At 67.8% G+C, this 17,311-nt stretch carries 13 protein-coding genes; 9 read left to right on the forward strand and 4 right to left on the reverse strand.

Features of this window, described 5'->3' with window-relative positions:
- Positions 1 to 122 precede the first annotated feature (122 nt).
- The 7 genes from chvE to M5E06_RS34315 all read left to right on the forward strand — a co-directional run bounded on the left by chvE (position 123) and on the right by M5E06_RS34315 (position 10,825).
- Positions 123 to 1,211 carry a multiple monosaccharide ABC transporter substrate-binding protein gene (chvE, locus tag M5E06_RS34285; RefSeq protein ID WP_252142080.1) on the forward strand — a complete coding sequence of 363 codons (1,089 nt, stop codon included), beginning with the start codon at positions 123 to 125 and terminating at the stop codon, positions 1,209 to 1,211.
- 96 nt (positions 1,212 to 1,307) lie between these two features.
- Positions 1,308 to 2,888 (forward strand): multiple monosaccharide ABC transporter ATP-binding protein, encoded by a 1,581-nt coding sequence (mmsA, locus tag M5E06_RS34290; protein WP_252142081.1) that lies wholly within the window; start codon positions 1,308 to 1,310, stop codon positions 2,886 to 2,888.
- The gene (gene mmsB / locus M5E06_RS34295) at positions 2,885 to 4,084 is read left to right on the forward strand and encodes a multiple monosaccharide ABC transporter permease (RefSeq protein WP_252142082.1); all 1,200 of its coding nucleotides are present in this window, start codon (positions 2,885 to 2,887) and stop codon (positions 4,082 to 4,084) included. The genes mmsA and mmsB overlap by 4 nt, the downstream gene beginning before the upstream one ends.
- A 29-nt stretch (positions 4,085 to 4,113) precedes the next feature.
- Positions 4,114 to 5,052, forward strand: coding sequence for a Gfo/Idh/MocA family protein (locus M5E06_RS34300; RefSeq protein WP_252142083.1), 939 nt, complete (start codon positions 4,114 to 4,116; stop codon positions 5,050 to 5,052).
- Positions 5,053 to 5,093: 41 nt separating this feature from the next.
- Complete coding sequence (locus M5E06_RS34305) at positions 5,094 to 7,127, forward strand: methyl-accepting chemotaxis protein (RefSeq protein ID WP_252142084.1); 2,034 nt, start codon at positions 5,094 to 5,096, stop codon at positions 7,125 to 7,127.
- Positions 7,128 to 7,204: 77 nt separating this feature from the next.
- Positions 7,205 to 9,031, forward strand: a complete 1,827-nt coding sequence (locus M5E06_RS34310; protein ID WP_109151001.1) for an IlvD/Edd family dehydratase — start codon at positions 7,205 to 7,207, stop codon at positions 9,029 to 9,031.
- 273 nt (positions 9,032 to 9,304) lie between these two features.
- Positions 9,305 to 10,825 (forward strand): ribonuclease J, encoded by a 1,521-nt coding sequence (locus M5E06_RS34315; RefSeq protein WP_252142085.1) that lies wholly within the window; start codon positions 9,305 to 9,307, stop codon positions 10,823 to 10,825.
- A 90-nt stretch (positions 10,826 to 10,915) separates the two neighbouring features.
- Here M5E06_RS34315 and M5E06_RS34320 read toward each other — a convergent pair whose 3' ends face one another.
- The 3 genes from M5E06_RS34320 to M5E06_RS34330 all read right to left on the reverse strand — a co-directional run bounded on the left by M5E06_RS34320 (position 10,916) and on the right by M5E06_RS34330 (position 14,871).
- Positions 10,916 to 12,721 carry a carbon starvation CstA family protein gene (locus M5E06_RS34320; RefSeq protein ID WP_252142086.1) on the reverse strand — a complete coding sequence of 602 codons (1,806 nt, stop codon included), beginning with the start codon at positions 12,719 to 12,721 and terminating at the stop codon, positions 10,916 to 10,918.
- A gap of 160 nt (positions 12,722 to 12,881) precedes the next feature.
- Entirely contained in the window at positions 12,882 to 13,643 is a 762-nt protein-coding gene (locus M5E06_RS34325) for an SDR family oxidoreductase (RefSeq protein ID WP_252142087.1), read from the reverse strand.
- Between the two features lie 28 nt (positions 13,644 to 13,671).
- Entirely contained in the window at positions 13,672 to 14,871 is a 1,200-nt protein-coding gene (locus M5E06_RS34330) for an MFS transporter (protein WP_252142209.1), read from the reverse strand.
- A 147-nt stretch (positions 14,872 to 15,018) separates the two neighbouring features.
- Here M5E06_RS34330 and M5E06_RS34335 point away from each other — a divergent pair, with 147 nt between their 5' ends.
- Positions 15,019 to 15,915, forward strand: a complete 897-nt coding sequence (locus M5E06_RS34335; RefSeq protein WP_252142088.1) for a LysR substrate-binding domain-containing protein — start codon at positions 15,019 to 15,021, stop codon at positions 15,913 to 15,915.
- Between the two features lie 155 nt (positions 15,916 to 16,070).
- Entirely contained in the window at positions 16,071 to 16,265 is a 195-nt protein-coding gene (locus tag M5E06_RS34340; protein WP_252142089.1) for a hypothetical protein, read from the forward strand.
- Here M5E06_RS34340 and M5E06_RS34345 read toward each other — a convergent pair.
- A complete protein-coding gene (locus M5E06_RS34345; protein ID WP_252142090.1) occupies positions 16,213 to 17,172 on the reverse strand; it encodes a YihY/virulence factor BrkB family protein in 960 nt (319 codons plus the stop codon). The genes M5E06_RS34340 and M5E06_RS34345 overlap by 53 nt on opposite strands.
- Positions 17,173 to 17,311 lie beyond the last annotated feature (139 nt).

A 17,311-nucleotide genomic window follows, 5' to 3' on the forward strand; every position in this document is an offset into this window, starting at 1 on the left:
TTGACAGTTATGGGAAAACGGAGGATTGCTAGGGACACAAACCATCGCGTCCGACGCCATCCGCGCCACAGAACGCGGGGGCGGCGTATCGCGTGCCGCAGTAACGGGGAGGATTCCGGTCCATGTCGTCTCCTAAAGGGTCTTCTTTCACTTCCAAGTTCGCCGGCCTCGCCGTCGGCCTGCTCGTCGTCACCGGCGCCGCCGTGCCGGCACTTGCCCAGACCAAGCCGACCGTCGGCATCGCCATGCCGACCAAGTCGTCGGCGCGCTGGATCGACGACGGCAACAACATGGTCAAGTATTTCCAGGAAAAGGGATACAAGACCGATCTGCAATATGCAGAGGACGACATCCCCAACCAGCTCGCCCAGATCGAGAACATGGTCACCAAGAACGACAAGGTTCTGGTGATCGCCGCCATCGACGGAACGACGCTGACCGACGTGCTCCAGAAGGCGGCGGAACAGGGCGTCAAGGTCATCGCCTACGACCGCCTGATCCGCAATTCGCCCAACGTCGATTACTACGCCACCTTCGACAACTTCCAGGTCGGCGTCCTCCAGGCCTCCTACATCGAGAAGGCCCTCGGCCTCAAGGACGGCAAGGGTCCGTTCAACATCGAACTGTTCGGCGGCTCGCCCGACGACAACAACGCCTACTTCTTCTACAACGGCGCCATGTCGGTGCTTCAGCCCTACATCGACAGCGGCAAGCTGAAGGTGCAGAGCGGCCAGATCGGCATGGACAAGGTGTCCACCCTGCGCTGGGACGGCGCCGTCGCCCAGGCCCGCATGGACAACCTGCTCAGCGCCTATTACGGCGACAAGAAGCTGGACGCCGTGCTGTCGCCCTATGACGGGCTCAGCATCGGCATCATCTCGTCGCTGAAGGGCGTCGGCTATGGCACCCCGCAGCAGCCGATGCCGGTCGTCACCGGCCAGGACGCCGAGGTGCCGTCGGTCAAGTCGATCCTGGCGGGCGAGCAGCGCTCCACCGTCTTCAAGGACACCCGCGAACTGGCGAAGGTCACGGTGGGCATGGTCGACGACCTGCTGGCCGGCCGCAAGCCGCAGGTCAACGACACCAAGACCTACGACAACGGCAAGAAGGTGGTTCCCTCCTATCTGCTGAAGCCGGTCAGCGTCGACGCCTCCAACTGGAAGCAGGTCCTGGTCGACAGCGGCTATTACAAGGAATCGCAGATCAAGTGAGTGAACGGCGCGGGGTGAGGGCGCCGACCGGCACCCTCACCCGCGCCCCGTCCAACTGCAGCTCGGACGGCAAGGTCGGCGATCGGGGATTTATCCATGGACAGCATTCTTGAGATGCGCGGCATCACCAAGACGTTCCCGGGCGTCAAGGCGCTCGACAACGTCAACCTCTCGGTCCGCGAGGGGGAGATCCACGCGCTGATCGGCGAGAACGGCGCCGGCAAATCGACGCTGATGAAGGTGCTCAGCGGCGTCTACCCGCACGGCACCTACGAGGGCGAAATCCGCTTCCGCGGCCAGCCCGTCGCCTTTCGCGGCATCGCCGACAGCGAGAAGCTGGGCATCATAATCATCCACCAGGAACTGGCGCTGGTTCCGCTGCTGTCGATCACCGAGAACCTGTTTCTCGGCAACGAGCAGGCCAAACGCGGCCGGATCGACTGGATCGCCGCCACCGCCCGCGCGCGCGAGCTTCTGCGCACGGTCGGCCTGACCGATTCGCCCGAAACCCTCATCACCGACATCGGCGTCGGCAAGCAGCAGCTGGTGGAGATCGCCAAGGCCCTGTCCAAGGAGGTCAAGCTGCTGATCCTGGACGAGCCGACGGCCAGCCTGAACGAAAGCGACAGCGACGCCCTGCTGGCCCTGCTGCTGCGCTTCAAGGAACAGGGCATCTCCTCCATCCTGATCTCGCACAAGCTGAACGAGATCGCCAAGGTCGCCGACCGCGTCACCATCCTGCGCGACGGCACCACGGTGGAGACGCTGGACTGCCACGACGCCCCCATCAGCCAGGACCGCATCATCAAGGGCATGGTCGGCCGTGACCTTGCCGACCGCTATCCGCGCCGCACCAGCAACCCCGGCGACATCCTGTTCGAGGTGAAGGGCTGGAGCGCCGACCACCCGATCCATCCCGGCCGCCGCGTCGTGCGCGACATCGACCTTCATGTCCGCCGGGGCGAGGTTGTCGGCATCGCCGGCCTGATGGGCGCCGGCCGCACCGAATTCGCCATGAGCCTGTTCGGCCGTTCCTACGGCCGCAACATCCGCGGCAAGGCCTTCCTCGCCGGGCGCGAGATCGACGTGTCGACCATCCGCCGGGCGATGGACAGCGGGCTGGCCTACGCCACGGAGGACCGCAAGCATTACGGTCTCGTGCTGGACAACGACATCCGCCACAACGTGACGCTGGCCAAGCTGGACGGCGTCGCCAAGCGCGGCGTCATCCACCACGAGCGCGAGATCGAGGTTGCCAACGACTTCCGCCGCCGCCTGCGCATCCGCTGCTCCGACGTGTTCCAGCAGACGGTCAACCTGTCCGGCGGCAACCAGCAGAAGGTCGTGCTCAGCAAATGGCTGTTCGCCGACCCGCAGGTGCTGATCCTGGACGAACCGACCCGCGGCATCGACGTCGGCGCCAAATATGAAATCTACACCATCGTCAACCAGCTGGTGGCCGAAGGCCGCGGCGTCATCCTGATCTCGTCGGAACTGCCGGAGCTGCTGGGTGTCGCCGACCGCATCTACGTGATGAATGAAGGCGCGCTGGTCGCCGAGATGCCGGCGGCCGAGGCCAGCCAGGAAAAGATCATGCACGCCATCATGTCCTCCGCCTCGAAATCCACGGCAACGCGCGCCGCCGTGGCCGCTGCTGCCCGGGAGTCCCTGCAATGAGCGCCGAACTGAACATGCCCGCCGCGCCGTCCCGTCAGGCTTCGATGGCCAAGTTCCTGAAGAGCCACATGCGCGATTACGGCATGCTGATCTCGCTGCTGGCGATCGTGGCGTTCTTCCAATACATGACCAACGGCACGCTGCTGCAGCCGCTGAACCTGACCAACCTCGTGCTGCAGAACAGCTACATCGTCATCATGGCGCTGGGCATGCTGCTGGTGATCGTCGCCGGGCACATCGACCTGTCGGTCGGGTCCATCGTCGGCTTCATCGGCGCGCTGGCCGCCATCCTGATGGTGCAGTTCCACTGGCACTTCATCCCCACCGCCATCGTCAGCCTGATGGCGGGCGCCGCCATCGGCGCGGCACAAGGCTACTGGGTCGCCTATTTCCGCATCCCGTCCTTCATCGTAACGCTGGCCGGCATGCTGGTCTTCCGCGGCCTCAGCCTCGCGCTCTTGGCCGGCCAGTCCGTCGGTCCCTTCCCGGTGGAGTTCCAGCGCCTCAGCTCCGGCTTCATCCCGGACATCTTCGGCACCACCGGGTTCCACACCACCACGCTGCTGCTGAGCATCGCGACGCCGGCCATCCTGATCGCCTTCAGCGTCGCCGCCCGCATCCGCCGCCACCGCTTCGCCATCGAGCAGGAGCCGCTGATCCTGTTCGTGCTGAAGAGCGCCGGCCTGTTCGCGGTGGTCGCCTATGTCGGCTGGCTGCTGGCGACCTACAAAGGGCTGCCGAACGTCCTCATCATCATGGCGCTGCTGATCGGCCTCTACGCCTTCGTCACCCGCGACACCACCATCGGTCGGCGCATCTACGCGCTGGGCGGCAACGAGAAGGCGGCCAAGCTGTCGGGCATCGATACCCGCCGCCTGTCCTTCTACACCTTCGTCAACATGGGCGTGCTCGCCGCCCTGGCCGGCCTGATCTTCGCCGCCCGCCTCAACACCGCCACGCCGAAGGCCGGCGTCTCGTTCGAGCTGGACGTGATCGCCGCCTGCTTCATCGGCGGAGCGTCCGCCTCGGGCGGCGTCGGGCGGGTGACCGGTGCGGTGATCGGCGCCTTCATCATGGGCGTGATGAACAACGGCATGTCGATCGTCGGCATCGGCATCGACTGGCAGCAGGTCATCAAGGGTCTGGTGCTGCTCGCCGCCGTCTGCTTCGACGTCTACAACAAGGGCAAGGCCTGAGGCTTTCCGCCCCGACCGGACTTACCGCCATGACGCTCCCCACCCTCGGTCTCGTCGGCTTGGGCAAGATCGCCCGCGACCAGCACATCCCGGCCATCGCCACCACCGGCCTGTTCGAACTCGCCGCCGTGGTCAGCCCGGACGGCGTCGGCACTGAAGGCGTGCCGACCTTCCGCTCCCAGGCGGAGATGCTGGCGACCCTGCCCGCTCTCGACGCCGTGGCGCTCTGCACCCCGCCTGCCGTGCGCCACGGGCTGACGGTGGAGGCCCTGCGCGCCGGCAAGCATGTGCTGATCGAGAAGCCGCCCGCCGCCACCCTGTCGGAGCTTCACGATCTGGTGGCGGAGGCAGAATCCGCCCGCCGCACCCTGTTCACCGCCTGGCATTCGCAGTTCAACCCGGCGGTCGAGGAAACCCGCCGCCGGCTGGCCGATGCCACCATCCGCAGCGTCGCCATCACCTGGAAGGAGGATGTGCGGCGCTGGCATCCGGGCCAGGACTGGATCTTCGCCGCCGGCGGCTTCGGCGTCTTCGATCCCGGCATCAACGCCCTGTCGATCCTCACCGACATCCTGCCCGCCCCGGTCTTCGTCCGCGCCGCCGACCTGCATGTCCCGGCCAACCGCGACACGCCGATCGCCGCGACGCTGGAGATGAGTGCGGCCCCCGGCTCCCGCATCGGCCGCGTCACCGCCGATTTCGACTTCCTCCAGCAGGGTGAGCAGACCTGGTCGATCGTCATCGACACGGCCGACGGACGTCTCGACCTCACCCATGGCGGCACCCGCCTGCTGGTGGACGGCGTCCCGGTCCTGGCCGAGCCCGACACCGAATACCAGCGCATCTACCGCCACTTCCACCGGTTGATCGGCGAAGGGGCGAGCGACGTCGACGCCCGTCCGCTGTCGCTGGTCGCCGACGCCTGCATGGTCGGGCGCTGGCACCGCACCGACTCCTTCGACTGGTAGAAGGCCCTGGGAGAGGGTCCGGCAACAGGGAGGTTCCCCGCATGTCCATCGCCACCCGCGTGCAAATCGGCACCCGCATCGGCCACCGGATCACCGCCGGCAGCGCCGGAATCCTGCTGTTCCTCGCCGCCGTCGCCGGGGTGGGCATCAACGCCCTGTCGGAGACGGAGACGGTGGTGCGCCGCAACGGCGTGCTGGCGGAACAGGTGGTCGATCTCGGCCGCATGCAGACGCTGATGCTGGACATGCGCCTGAAGACCACCGCCTTCCTGCTGAACGGCCGCGACGAGGACGCCGATGCAGTCGCCTCGCTGGCGGCGGAGGCCGCCGGTCTGGTCGCGGCGGTGGACCAGCGCCTCAGCGGCAGCGGCGACACCGCCCCCCAGCAGATGGCGGTCCAGCAGATGAAGGCCCGCGTCGCCCAATATGGCGACAGCTTCGCCGCCGTCCGCGCCGCGCATGCCCAGCGCAGCGACGCGGTGGCCGAGGTGGCGAAATATGGGTCGAAGCTGCAGACCATGCTCAGCACCATCCTGACCAACGCCAAGGGCAGCGGCAATGTCGAGGCGCTGAACCTCGCGGCCCAGGCGGCGATGCATGTCCAGGCCGCCCGCACCGTCGCCGCCCGCTTCCAGGGGGAGGGCACGGCCGGCCTCGCAACCGCCACCCGGACGGAGCTGAAGACCGCCGCCCAGAATGGCGACACCATGGCGAAGACGCTGACCGACCCCGCCCTGCGCGGGCTGGTCGCCGCCTTCCTGAAGACGCTCGACGGCTATGCCGCCGGCTTCGACCGGCTGGTGGAGGCGACGCAGCGCCGCGACGCCCTGGTCACCGGCACCCTCACCCCGCTCGGCACCGCCATCGGCGAGCAGGCCCGCGCCCTGACCGACCAGGGCATCGCCGACGAACAGCAGCTGCGCGCCGACACCACCGCCGACATCGCCGGCTACCGCAGTGCGATGGTGCTCGCCTCGGCCGCCGGCCTGATCCTCGGCCTCGCCGCCGCGGTGCTGATCGCCCGCAGCCTGTCGCGCCCGGTGGTCGCCATGACCGACGCCATGACCCGGCTGGCCGGCGGCGACCGCTCCGTCGCCATCCCCGGCCTCGACCGCCGCGACGAGATCGGCGGCATGGCCGAGGCGGTGCAGGTCTTCCAGGCCGGCCTGATCGAGGCCGACCGCATGGCCGCCGACAAGGCTGCCGAGCATGAGACCCGCGTCCGCCGCGGCGAGCGCATCGACCGCCTGACCCAGGAGTTCGAGCGCATGGTGGAAAGCACGCTGGGCCGCGTCGCCAGCGCAGCATCCCAGCTGCAATCGACCGCCCACTCCATCCAGTCGACCACCGACGAGACCAGCCGTCTGGCCGGCGACGCCGTCCGCAGCTCCGGCGAGACCACCGGCAGCGTCGAGACGGTGGCCGCCGCCGCCGAGGAACTGGCCGTCTCCATCGCCGCCATCAGCCAGCATGTCGCCCACAGCGCCCAGGTGACAGAGCAGGCGGTCGGCATCGCCCGCATCACCGACGAGACGGTACGCAGCCTGACCGGCGTCGCCCGCCAGATCGGCGACGTGGTGCAACTGATCGGCTCCATCGCCGCCCAGACCAACCTGCTGGCGCTGAACGCCACCATCGAGGCGGCACGGGCCGGCGAGGCGGGACGCGGCTTCGCCGTGGTGGCGAACGAGGTCAAGAGCCTCGCCGCCCAGACGGCGAAGGCGACCGAGGAGATCGAGACCCAGATCGCCGCCGTCCAGCGCGTCAGCAGCGAGGCGGCCGGCGCCATCACCGAGATCACCAAGGTGATCGGCGAGGTCAACGAGGTCTCCACCACCATCGCCTCCGCCATCGGCGAGCAGCGGGCCGCCACCCAGGAGATCAGCGGCAGCATCCAGCTCGCCGCACGCGGCACCCAGGATGTCCGCGACAACATCACCGGCGTGACCCACGCCTTCCAGGCCACCAGCGACGCCTCGCGTCAGGTCAAATCCGCCGCCGACGGCCTGTCCGGCGAGGCCGACGACCTGCGCGGCTGCGTGTCGCGCTTCCTGGCCGACATGCGCGCGGCCTGATCCACCACAACGAGACGCAAACCCAACTCCGGCGCCCAGCCATCCGCTCCGCGCCCCAACCTGAAACCGGTGCCGATATGTCCGAGACGAAGCCCCCCTTCCCCGCCAATGCCGACGGTTCAGAACGGCGTCTGCGTTCGCGCGCATGGTTCGACAACCCCGCCAACCCCGACATGACCGCGCTCTATCTGGAGCGTTACCTGAATTTCGGCCTGACGCGGGAGGAGCTGCAGTCCGGCGCCCCGATCATCGGCATCGCCCAGACCGGATCCGACCTCAGCCCCTGCAACCGCCACCATCTGGTGCTGGCCGAACGGCTGCGCGAGGGCATCCGTACCGCCGGCGGCATCGCCATCGAGTTCCCGGTCCACCCGATCCAGGAAACCGGCAAGCGGCCGACCGCCTCCATCGACCGCAACCTCGCCTATCTCGGCCTCGTCGAGGTTCTGCACGGCTATCCGCTCGACGGCGTGGTGCTGACCATCGGCTGCGACAAGACCACCCCGGCCTGCCTGATGGCGGCGGCGACCGTCAACATCCCGGCCATCGCCCTGTCGGTCGGCCCGATGTTGAACGGCTGGTTCCGCGGTGAGCGCACCGGCTCCGGCACCATCGTGTGGAAGGCCCGCCAGATGATGGCGGCCGGCGAGATCGACTATCAGGGCTTCATCGAGCTGGTGGCCTCGTCCGCCCCCTCGACCGGCTATTGCAACACGATGGGCACCGCCTCCACGATGAATTCGCTGGCGGAGGTGCTGGGCATGCAGCTCCCCGGCTCCGCCGCCATCCCCGCTCCCTATCGCGAGCGCCAGCAGGCCGCCTACGAGACCGGCAAGCGCATCGTCGAGATGGTGCGCCAGGACATCAAGCCGTCCGACATCCTGACCCGCGACGCCTTCCTCAACGCCATCGTCGTCAATTCCGCCATCGGCGGCTCGACCAACGCGCCGATCCACATCAACGCCATCGCCAAGCACATCGGCGTGCCGCTGACGGTGGACGACTGGCAGACCCATGGCCTGGACATCCCGCTGCTGGTCAACCTCCAGCCCGCCGGCGAATATCTGGGTGAGGACTTCCACCGCGCCGGCGGCGTCCCGGCCGTGGTCGGGCAGCTGATGACCAAGGGCCTTATCCGCGAGGACGCCCCCAACGTCAACGGCCGCACCATCGGCGAGAACTGCCGCAACACCGAGATCCTCGACACCCGCGTCATCCACCCGATCGACGACCCGCTGAAGATCAACGCCGGCTTCGTCGTTCTGCGCGGCAACCTGTTCAACGCCGCCATCATGAAGACCAGCGTGATCTCCGACGAGTTCCGCGAGCGCTACCTGTCCAACCCAAAGGACCCGGAAGCCTTCGAGGCCAAGGTCGTCGTCTTCGACGGTCCGGAGGACTATCACCACCGCATCGACGACCCGTCTCTGGGCATCGACGCCTACACCATCCTGGTCATCCGCGGCGCCGGCCCCATCGGCTACCCCGGCGCGGCCGAGGTGGTGAACATGCGGCCCCCCGCCGACCTCATCAAGCAGGGCATCCACTCCCTACCCTGCATCGGCGACGGCCGCCAATCCGGCACCTCGGGCTCCCCGTCGATTCTCAACGCCGCCCCGGAAGCGGCGGCCGGCGGCAATCTCGGCGTTCTGCGCACCGGCGACCGCGTGCGGATCGACCTGCGCCGCGGCAGCGCCGACATCCTGATCTCCGAAGCCGAACTCGCCGACCGCCGCGCCGCCCTGGAGGCCGCCGGCGGCTACCCCGCCCCGCCGTCGCAGACGCCGTGGCAGGAAATCCAGCGCGGCATCGTCGACCAGTTGGACGAGGGCATGGTCCTGAAGCCGGCGGTCAAGTACCAGCGCGTGGCGCAGACGATGGGGATCCCGCGCGACAATCATTGACCGGGCACCGGGGGCGCCACCGGGCGCCCCCGACTCCCCCCGCGCATCCCAGCAATGCCCCACCATTTCGTGTGACTTTTTACGCGCGCCCTTGACGTACGTCCTCCTTTCCCCACATAAGCCTTCACGAAACATTCGATCCCAGCCGTCCGACGGCCGCCGACAAGGCGCCTCCGGCCGGGTCCCTCCCACCCCCGAGATCCGCATCGACGAGCGATGCACGCCCGTCCGGCAGCGTCGAATGCCGGCCTAAGTGAGACGTACGACAGAGGCATGACGTTTGATTCAAAGCGGCGCCGGATGGCGCCGAACAACCGCGCACGCAATCGCAACCCGCGTCCGCGTGACGATTTCGACGGCTCCCGCCCGGCGACCATTCCGGTCCATGGCGGCGGCCCCACCGGCCCGGTTCCGGGCAAGGACGAGATCCTGTTCCTTCCGCTGGGCGGCTGTTCCCGCATCGGCATGAACATGGCGCTCTACGGTCACGCCGGCAAATGGCTGATCGTCGACGCCGGCGTCGCCTTCATGGGCGACGAGGCGCCGGGCATCGACAGCCTGATGGCCGATCCGGCCTTCATCGAAGAGCGGATGCAGGACGTCGTCGGCCTCGTGGTGACCCACGCGCACGAGGACCATATCGGCGCGATCCACCATCTGTGGCCGCGCCTGCGCTGCCCGATCTATGCCAGCCCCTTCGCCTCCCACATCATCCGGGACCGGCTGAAGGAAAAGGGCGCACACCGCGCCGCCAAGGTGCAGACCTTCGAGATCGGCGACACGCTGACCATTGGTCCCTTCCGGATCGAGACCATCGCCGTCACCCACTCGATCCCCGAACCGATGTCGCTGGCGATCCGCACGGCGGCCGGCACGGTCCTGCACACCGGCGACTGGAAGTTCGATCCCAACCCGCTGGTCGGCCGCAGCACCGATTTCGCCGCGCTGAAGCGCCTGGGCGACGAAGGGCTGCTCGCCATGATGTGCGACAGCACCAACGCCGACGTGCCCGGCTCCACCGGCTCGGAGGCCGACGCCCGCGCCGGCCTGATCGGCGCCTTCGCCAACCGCTCGGGCGCCATCGCCGTGACCGGCTTCGCCTCCAACGTCGCCCGCATGACCGCGGTGGCGGAAGCGGCGGCGGCGGTCGGGCGCAAGGTGGTTCTGGTCGGCCGCTCCATGCTGCGCATGGAAAAGGCGGCGCAGGCCTGCGGCTATCTCGACCATGTGCCGGACTTCATGGATGTCCGCGAGGCGTCCTGGACCCCGCGCGAGAACCTCGTGTTCCTGTGCACCGGCAGCCAGGGCGAGGAGCGGGCGGCGCTCAGCCGTCTGGCCCGCAACGAGCACCGCGACCTCTGGCTGGAAGAGGGCGACACCGTCATCTTCTCCGCCCGCGCCATCCCCGGCAACGAGGAGGTGCTGGCCGACATCCACGCGCATCTGCGCGGCATGGGTGTCGAGATCGTCACCCCGGCCGATGCACCGGTCCATGTCTCCGGCCACCCGAAGCGCGACGACCTCGCCCGCATGTATGGTCTGGTCCGTCCCCGCTTCGCCGTGCCGGTCCATGGCACCATCGAGCATATGGAAGCCCACGCCCGCCTCGCCCGCACTTGCGGCGTCGAGCGCGCGCTGGTTCCGGAGGATGGCGACATCCTGCGCATCGCCAAGGAAGGCACCCGCGTCATCGGCCGGATCGAGCCGAAGCGCCTCGCCAACACCGGGCGGGACCTGATCCCCTGGATCCCGCCGGTGGCGGTGGACGCAGAGGAAGAGCGCGTCGCGGCCTGACCGCCGCCTCCCCTCTCCGAACGAACAAAAGCAAACGGGTCCTGTGGAACACTCCACAGGACCCGTTCGTTTTTTACGACACTGAAACCGTCATTCGGCCGGGGTAGCGACCATCGGAACCTCGATGGCGCGGGCCTGCAGCAGTTCCTTCCACTTGCGGAAGGCGGCGATCAGGATGATGAAGCCCAGCACCAGCATGATGATCGAGATGCCGGCGTTGAAGGGGTTGTAGCCCTTGGCGGCCTTGTTCAGATAGACGTTGGCGATCATCCAGTAGCCGGCGACGTTCACCGTCACGAACAGGTAGGCCAGCGGGACCAGGCAGGTCAGCATGTAGATCCGCTTCTGGGCCAGCCGCAGGATGATGGTGGCGCCGATGATCAGGCCGACCGAGGCCATCAGCTGGTTCGACACGCCGAACAGGGCCCAGACCGAGTTGATGTCGCCCGAGGTCAGCAGATACCCCCAGGCCACGCAGGCGATGACGCTGGCGATGATCGAACCGGGAACCCAGTCCAGCCGCTTCATCGGGGCATAGAGGTCGCCCAACAGATCCTGAAGCAGGTAACGGGCGACGCGGGTGCCGCTGTCGACGGCGGTCAGGATGAACACCGCCTCGAACATCACGACGAACTGGAAGAAGTAGGAGGCGAGGCTGTTGAACCACGGCACGCGGGTGAAGATCTCGGTCATGCCGACCGCCAGCGTCACCGCACCGCCGGTCCGGCCATAGAGGTCGAGACCGATGTCCTGGCTCAGCCGCGGCAGGTCCACCACATCCATGCCCAGGGCCTTGAAGGCGGCCGGCGCGGAGTTGATGGCGAAGTAATCGGCCGGATGCAGCGAGGTGGCGGCGATCAGCGCCATGACGCCGACCAGGCATTCCGCCAGCATGCCGCCGAAGGCCACCGGACGGATGTCGCTCCACTTGTCGATCAGCTTGGGCGTGGTGCCCGACCCGATGAAGGCATGGAAGCCGGAGATGGCGCCGCAGGCGATGGTGATCGAGATGAAGGGCCAGACCGGGCCGTTCAGCACCGGGCCGCCGCCATGGATGAAGTCGGTCAGGGCCGGGAAGCGGATTTCCGGGTTGATGAAGACGACGCCGACGACCAGCGCGCCGAACACGCCGATCTTCATGAAGCTCGACAGGTAGCCGCGCGGAGTCAGCAGCATCCACACCGGCAGGGCGGTGGCGAAGAAGGCATAGACCGGCAGGGCGATCGCCACGGTTTCGGCATGCAGCGTCAGCCACTCGCCGACCATGGTGCCCTGGATGTAGGGACCAGCGAAGACCGAGGCGGCGATGGCGGCGATGCCGATCTGGGTGGCGCCCTTGGACGAGCCGGTGATCCGCTCGTAAAGGCCGAGCGCGATGGCGATCGGGATCGTCATGAACACCGCGAAGGTGCCCCAGGCGTTGCGTTCCAGCGCATGAACGACGACCATCGACAGGCCGGCCATGGTGATGGTGATGATGAACAGCATCGCCAGACCGGTGCACCAGCCGGCCACCGGGCCGAGTTCGGCCTTGGCGACCTCGGACAGCGACTGTCCCTTGTGCTTCATCGAGGCGAACAGCACGACGGTGTCGTGCACCGCGCCGCCGATGACGCAGCCGATCAGCAGCCACAGGAAGCTCGGCAGATAGCCGAACTGGGCGGCCAGCACCGGACCGACCAGCGGGCCGGCGGCGGCGATGGCGGCGAAATGCTGCCCGGCATTCACCCACTTCTTGGTGGGCACATAGTTGCGACCGTCCGCCAGCATGTGGGACGGGGTGACTTCCGAATCGTCGGCACGGAGAACCTTGCGCACGAAGAACACGCCGTAGAAGCGGTAGCAGAGCGCAAGAATGCAGAGTGTCGCGATCACAAATGTTAGGGCGTGATCCATGACGGCTCTCCTGAGAAGGATATGCCGCCGGTGTACGCCTGCCGCTTACCCCCGTGGGGTGGAATGCCGCGAGCGGCAGCCGGGAGGTGCTAAGCGGCAGCCGGCAGGGGGCGAGCGGCGGCGCTCAAGTCCCCGTCGCTTGCCGCTGCCCCGCCCACGCTCACTTGCCGCCGGTGACGTCCAGGAACGTGCCGGTGATGAAGGAAGCCTCGGCGCTCGCCAGCCACAGGATCGCCCGCGCGACCTCCTCGGGCTGGCCGCCTCGTCCCATGGGGATCGAATCCTTGACGCGGTCCACCCGTCCCGGCTCCCCGCCGCTCGCATGCATGTCGGTGTAGATGTGGCCGGGGCGGATGCAGTTGACGCGGATGCCGTCCCGCGCGACCTCCTTGGCGAAGCCGATGGTGAAGGTCTCCAGGGCGCCCTTCGAGGCGGCATAGTCGACATATTCGTTCGGGCTGCCGAGCCGGGCCGATGCCGACGAGATGTTGATGACCACGCCGCCCCGGCCGTTATGGCGATGCGACATGCGCTTGGCCGCCTGCTGGGCGCAGAGGATCGGGCCGATCGCATTGACCGCGAAGATGCGCTGCATCCGCTCGAAGCCGAGATCCTCGGTCCGGCACTGGCGCGCGAGCACCGCGGCGTTGTTGACCAGCACGTCGATCCGGCCGAACTCCTGGTCGATTGCGGCGAACAGCGCGGCGACCTGCGCCGGATCCGCGCTGTCGGCACGTACCGCCAAGGACCGGCGCCCGAGAGCTTCGACATCCTTCGCCACCGCACGGGCGGCGGCCTCGTCGGCGACGAAGCTGATCGCAACATCATAGCCCTGGGCGGCGGCAAGCCTTGCGGTTGCGGCACCGACGCCACGCCCCCCGCCCGTTATCAGAATCAGCGGCGCTTGAGAGACGGTGGTCATTGGAAAACTCTCCCTATGGTGGGGACGGTCACGCGGAGCGCGGCAGGCCGGGCTTCCCCTGCGGTTCCACGGCGGCGGCACCGAGATGGGGCTTCAGCATCAGGACGAGCGGAACGATCAGGGCGGCGGTCGCCGCCGAGGCCAGCACGCCGGTCGTTTGGCTGCTGTGGTCGGCGATTGCCCCGTAAAGGATCGGGGCCAGCCCGCCGGACCCGATGACGCAGGTGTAGAAGACCGCGAAAGCCCGGCCGGTATCGCCGTTGGAAAGCTCCGGCACGGTGCCGTAGAGCACCGAAGAGGTGCCGTTGAGCACGGTGCCGAGCAGCGGCAGCAGGACGAGCGTCGGCGTCAGCGAGGTGAACAGCGTCGCCGCGATCAGCACGGCCGTGGCGGCTTCGGTCACCATGACGCTGCCGACGACCCCCAGCCGTTCCCCGAGCAGGCCGCATGTCGCCTTACCCAGCGCGCCGCCGATGAACAGCAGGGCGAGGGCCAGTCCGACCGTCGCCGAATCCCCGCCCTGGCCATGGATGAGGAAGGGCAGAAACAGCAGATAGCCCATGCGGGTCGCCGTATCGAGCGCGCCGATCACTGTCAGGATGCCGAAGCCGCCACGGCCTTGCCCCGCCTTGGTCCCCGTCTTTGCAGCCCTCACGATGGGAATCGCCGGCGCCAGCGGCAGCAAAGCGAGCGACAGAACGAGTCCGATCGCCGCCATCAGCCCGAGCACCGGCTGCCAGCCGATCGTCGGCAACAACACCGCGACGAGCGCCGGCAGCGCCGCTTTGCCGAGATCGCCCGAAAAATTGTAGATGCCGAGTGGATGCCGCGATGCCGATCCGTAGCTGACGGTGACGAGCATCGAACCGCAGGGGTGCTGGATGCTCGATCCGATGCCGGCCACGACGAGGCCGACGCACAGACCCGGCAAGCCGAACGGCAAGGCCATGATCAGCAAGCCCGCCGCCGCGAGGACGGTCGACAGGATCAGCGCCGCCCGCGGCGACAGGCCGCGAAGGGCCCGGTCGGCCGGGATTTGCAGTCCTCCCATCGTTCCGGAGTAAAGGGCGCGGATGACGGCAAGCATCGCATAGGAAAGACCGAACTGCGCCTGCCATACCGGCAGGAAGACATACAGGGCGTCTGTGTACCCGTCATGCACCGCATGGGCAAGGCATGCGCTCGTCAGACTTTTCTTCTTCTCTGTCCACCACTGTCTCGGATTCATCTTCAATGGCTTTCCCGGAGGCGCCACAGGCATTGCCCGGCTGGTCTCATTGGGAAGGCATGCTATGCGTGTGAGAATTCATCGACTAGTATGCTTTGAATCACGGATACCGTTCCTTTTCCTCACGGATCGCCCCACCGATCGCCCATGCGCCGCCTTCCTCCCCTGAACGCCCTGCGCATCTTCGAGGTCGCGGCCCGGACCGGCAGCTATGCCGAGGCCGGGGCTGAACTCGGCCTCACCCATGGCGCGGTGAGCCGGCAGATCGCCACGCTCGAAGGCTGGCTCGGACAGAGGCTCTTCGTGAGGGACGGTCGCCGCATGGTCGCGACGCCGATGGCGAGGATTTTCGCCGCAGAGGTCGGTCTATCCTTCGACCGGCTGGCCGTTGCGGCGGAAGCCTGCGGCCGGCCCGACGCGCGCCGCATCCTGCGTGTCAGCGCCCCGACCAGCTTCGCGATGCGCTGGCTGATCCCGCGGCTCAGCCGTTACCACGCCGACCATCCGCAGGTCGAAGTGGCGGTTACGACGGTTTCGACCGTGCTTGAAGAGTTACGCGGCGGCGTCGACGTGGCGATCCGGCGCGGCGCCGCTCGGGAGCATGTGTGGCCTCAGCACCGCATCGTTCCGGTGCTGGACGATGTGGACACGCTGATCATGAGCCCGGCGCTGTTCGCGCGGCGGCCGATCATGAGGCCCGCCGACATCGAGGGGCACACTCTGCTCGCGAGCGAAACCCGTCCGGGCGATTGGACCGGCTGGCTCGAGGCCGCAGGGCTCCAGCATCTTGCCGGGCATCCCCGCCAGATCTTCGATCACTTTTACGTGACCCGTCAGGCGGTGGAGGATGGGCTTGGCGTCGGGATCGGCCCGTTGCCGATGCTGGACATCGACGTCGCCAGCGGAAGACTGATGACGCCGCTGCCCGAGATCCGGGTTCCAAGGACGGGGTACGTCGCCCTCGTTCCACGTCAGGCCGATACGGGAAAGCTGGTTGCCGGCTTCGTCGACTGGCTCGTCGGTGAGGCACGAGGGCCACGGTGACCGGCCGGGCCGGCAGGATGCCCTGGAACCGCTCAAGCCCCGGAATCCACCGCTCAAACGGTCAAACCGCCGCTCGCCGGAAACCGGCCCCGTGCGTGCGGCAACGGCGCTAACGTGGGACGTCCCACAACGCCGGCTCCCGCCAGAGGTCTCCGATGGACACTCCCTGCCCCCGCACTCCCCTGCGCAAGGCCCTCGCCAATCTGCGTCGTCTGTTCAACGACGACTCCTACGACCGCTACCGCGAAGCCCAGGCCCGCCTCGCCCCGGAGGAGGAGCCGCTCGACGAGCGGTCTTTCAAGGCGCGGCAGATCCTGATGACTCTGGGACGCGGCTGCTGCGGGCGGTAGTCCCCTCCCCTACCCCAGGGCCCACCCCAGGCCCCGCCTCCGGGTTCAGCCCCGGCATCCGTGCCCGGCTGCCGCTGCGCTCCGAATAGGCGCGGGTCAACTCCGCCCCGAACAGGAAGATCACCGCCGAATAATAGACCCACAGCAGGATCAGCACGAAGGACCCGGCCGCGCCATAGACCGACACCACGCCGCTGGTGGCGATGTAGAAGCCGATCAGGAACTTGCCGACCGCGAACAGGAAGGCGTTCGCCGCCGCCCCCAGCCAGACGTCGGTCCAGCGGATGTAGGTGTCGGGCAGGATGCGGTAGATCATCGCGAACAGACCGGTCAGCACCACCCAGGACGTGACGACGTCGACCAGCCACAGCAGCGACGGCATCGCCGGCAGATAGCCGGCGGCCCAGCGGCCGGCCGCCGCCAGCGCCGCGCTGACCACCAGCGACACGATCAGCAGGAAGCCGATGGCACCGATCAGCGCCAGCGCCTTCAGCCGGACCCGCACCAGCCATGTGATGGTCGATTCCTGGGGCGCGGCCACCCGCCAGATGCGGTTCAGCGCGGTCTGCAGCTCGACGAAGACAGTGGTGGCGCCGACGAGGATGGTGCCGATGCCGATGATGCTGGCGACGATTCCGGTCTCCCGCGCGCCGGCACGCGCGATCAAATCCTGCACCGTCTGGCCGGCATCGCGCCCGACCAGCGCGGTAAGCTGCTCGATCAGCGCGCCGCGCGCCGCCTCGTCGCCGAACACCAGCCCGGCCAGCGCGATCACCAGGATCGCCAGCGGCGCCAGCGAGAAGATGGTGTAGAAGGCGATGGACGCCGCCATGCTCATCGCATCGTCGTTCATCCAGCCATACGCCGCATCGACCACGATCCCCCACCACCGCCGCACGCCGCCCATCGCCGCCCTCCCGTCCCGGACCTTCTCCCCCGGGTAACACCGGCGGCGGCCATTTGGTCATGCCCCGAGGACTCGAATGGCCCGTTTCATCCCGCTCTACCCGCTTCAGCGGTCCCGTGTTAGGAAGAAAGCGTCGTCG

It is taken from the genome of Azospirillum sp. A1-3 (genome assembly GCF_023806445.1).
Taxonomy (GTDB): Bacteria; Pseudomonadota; Alphaproteobacteria; order Azospirillales; family Azospirillaceae; genus Azospirillum.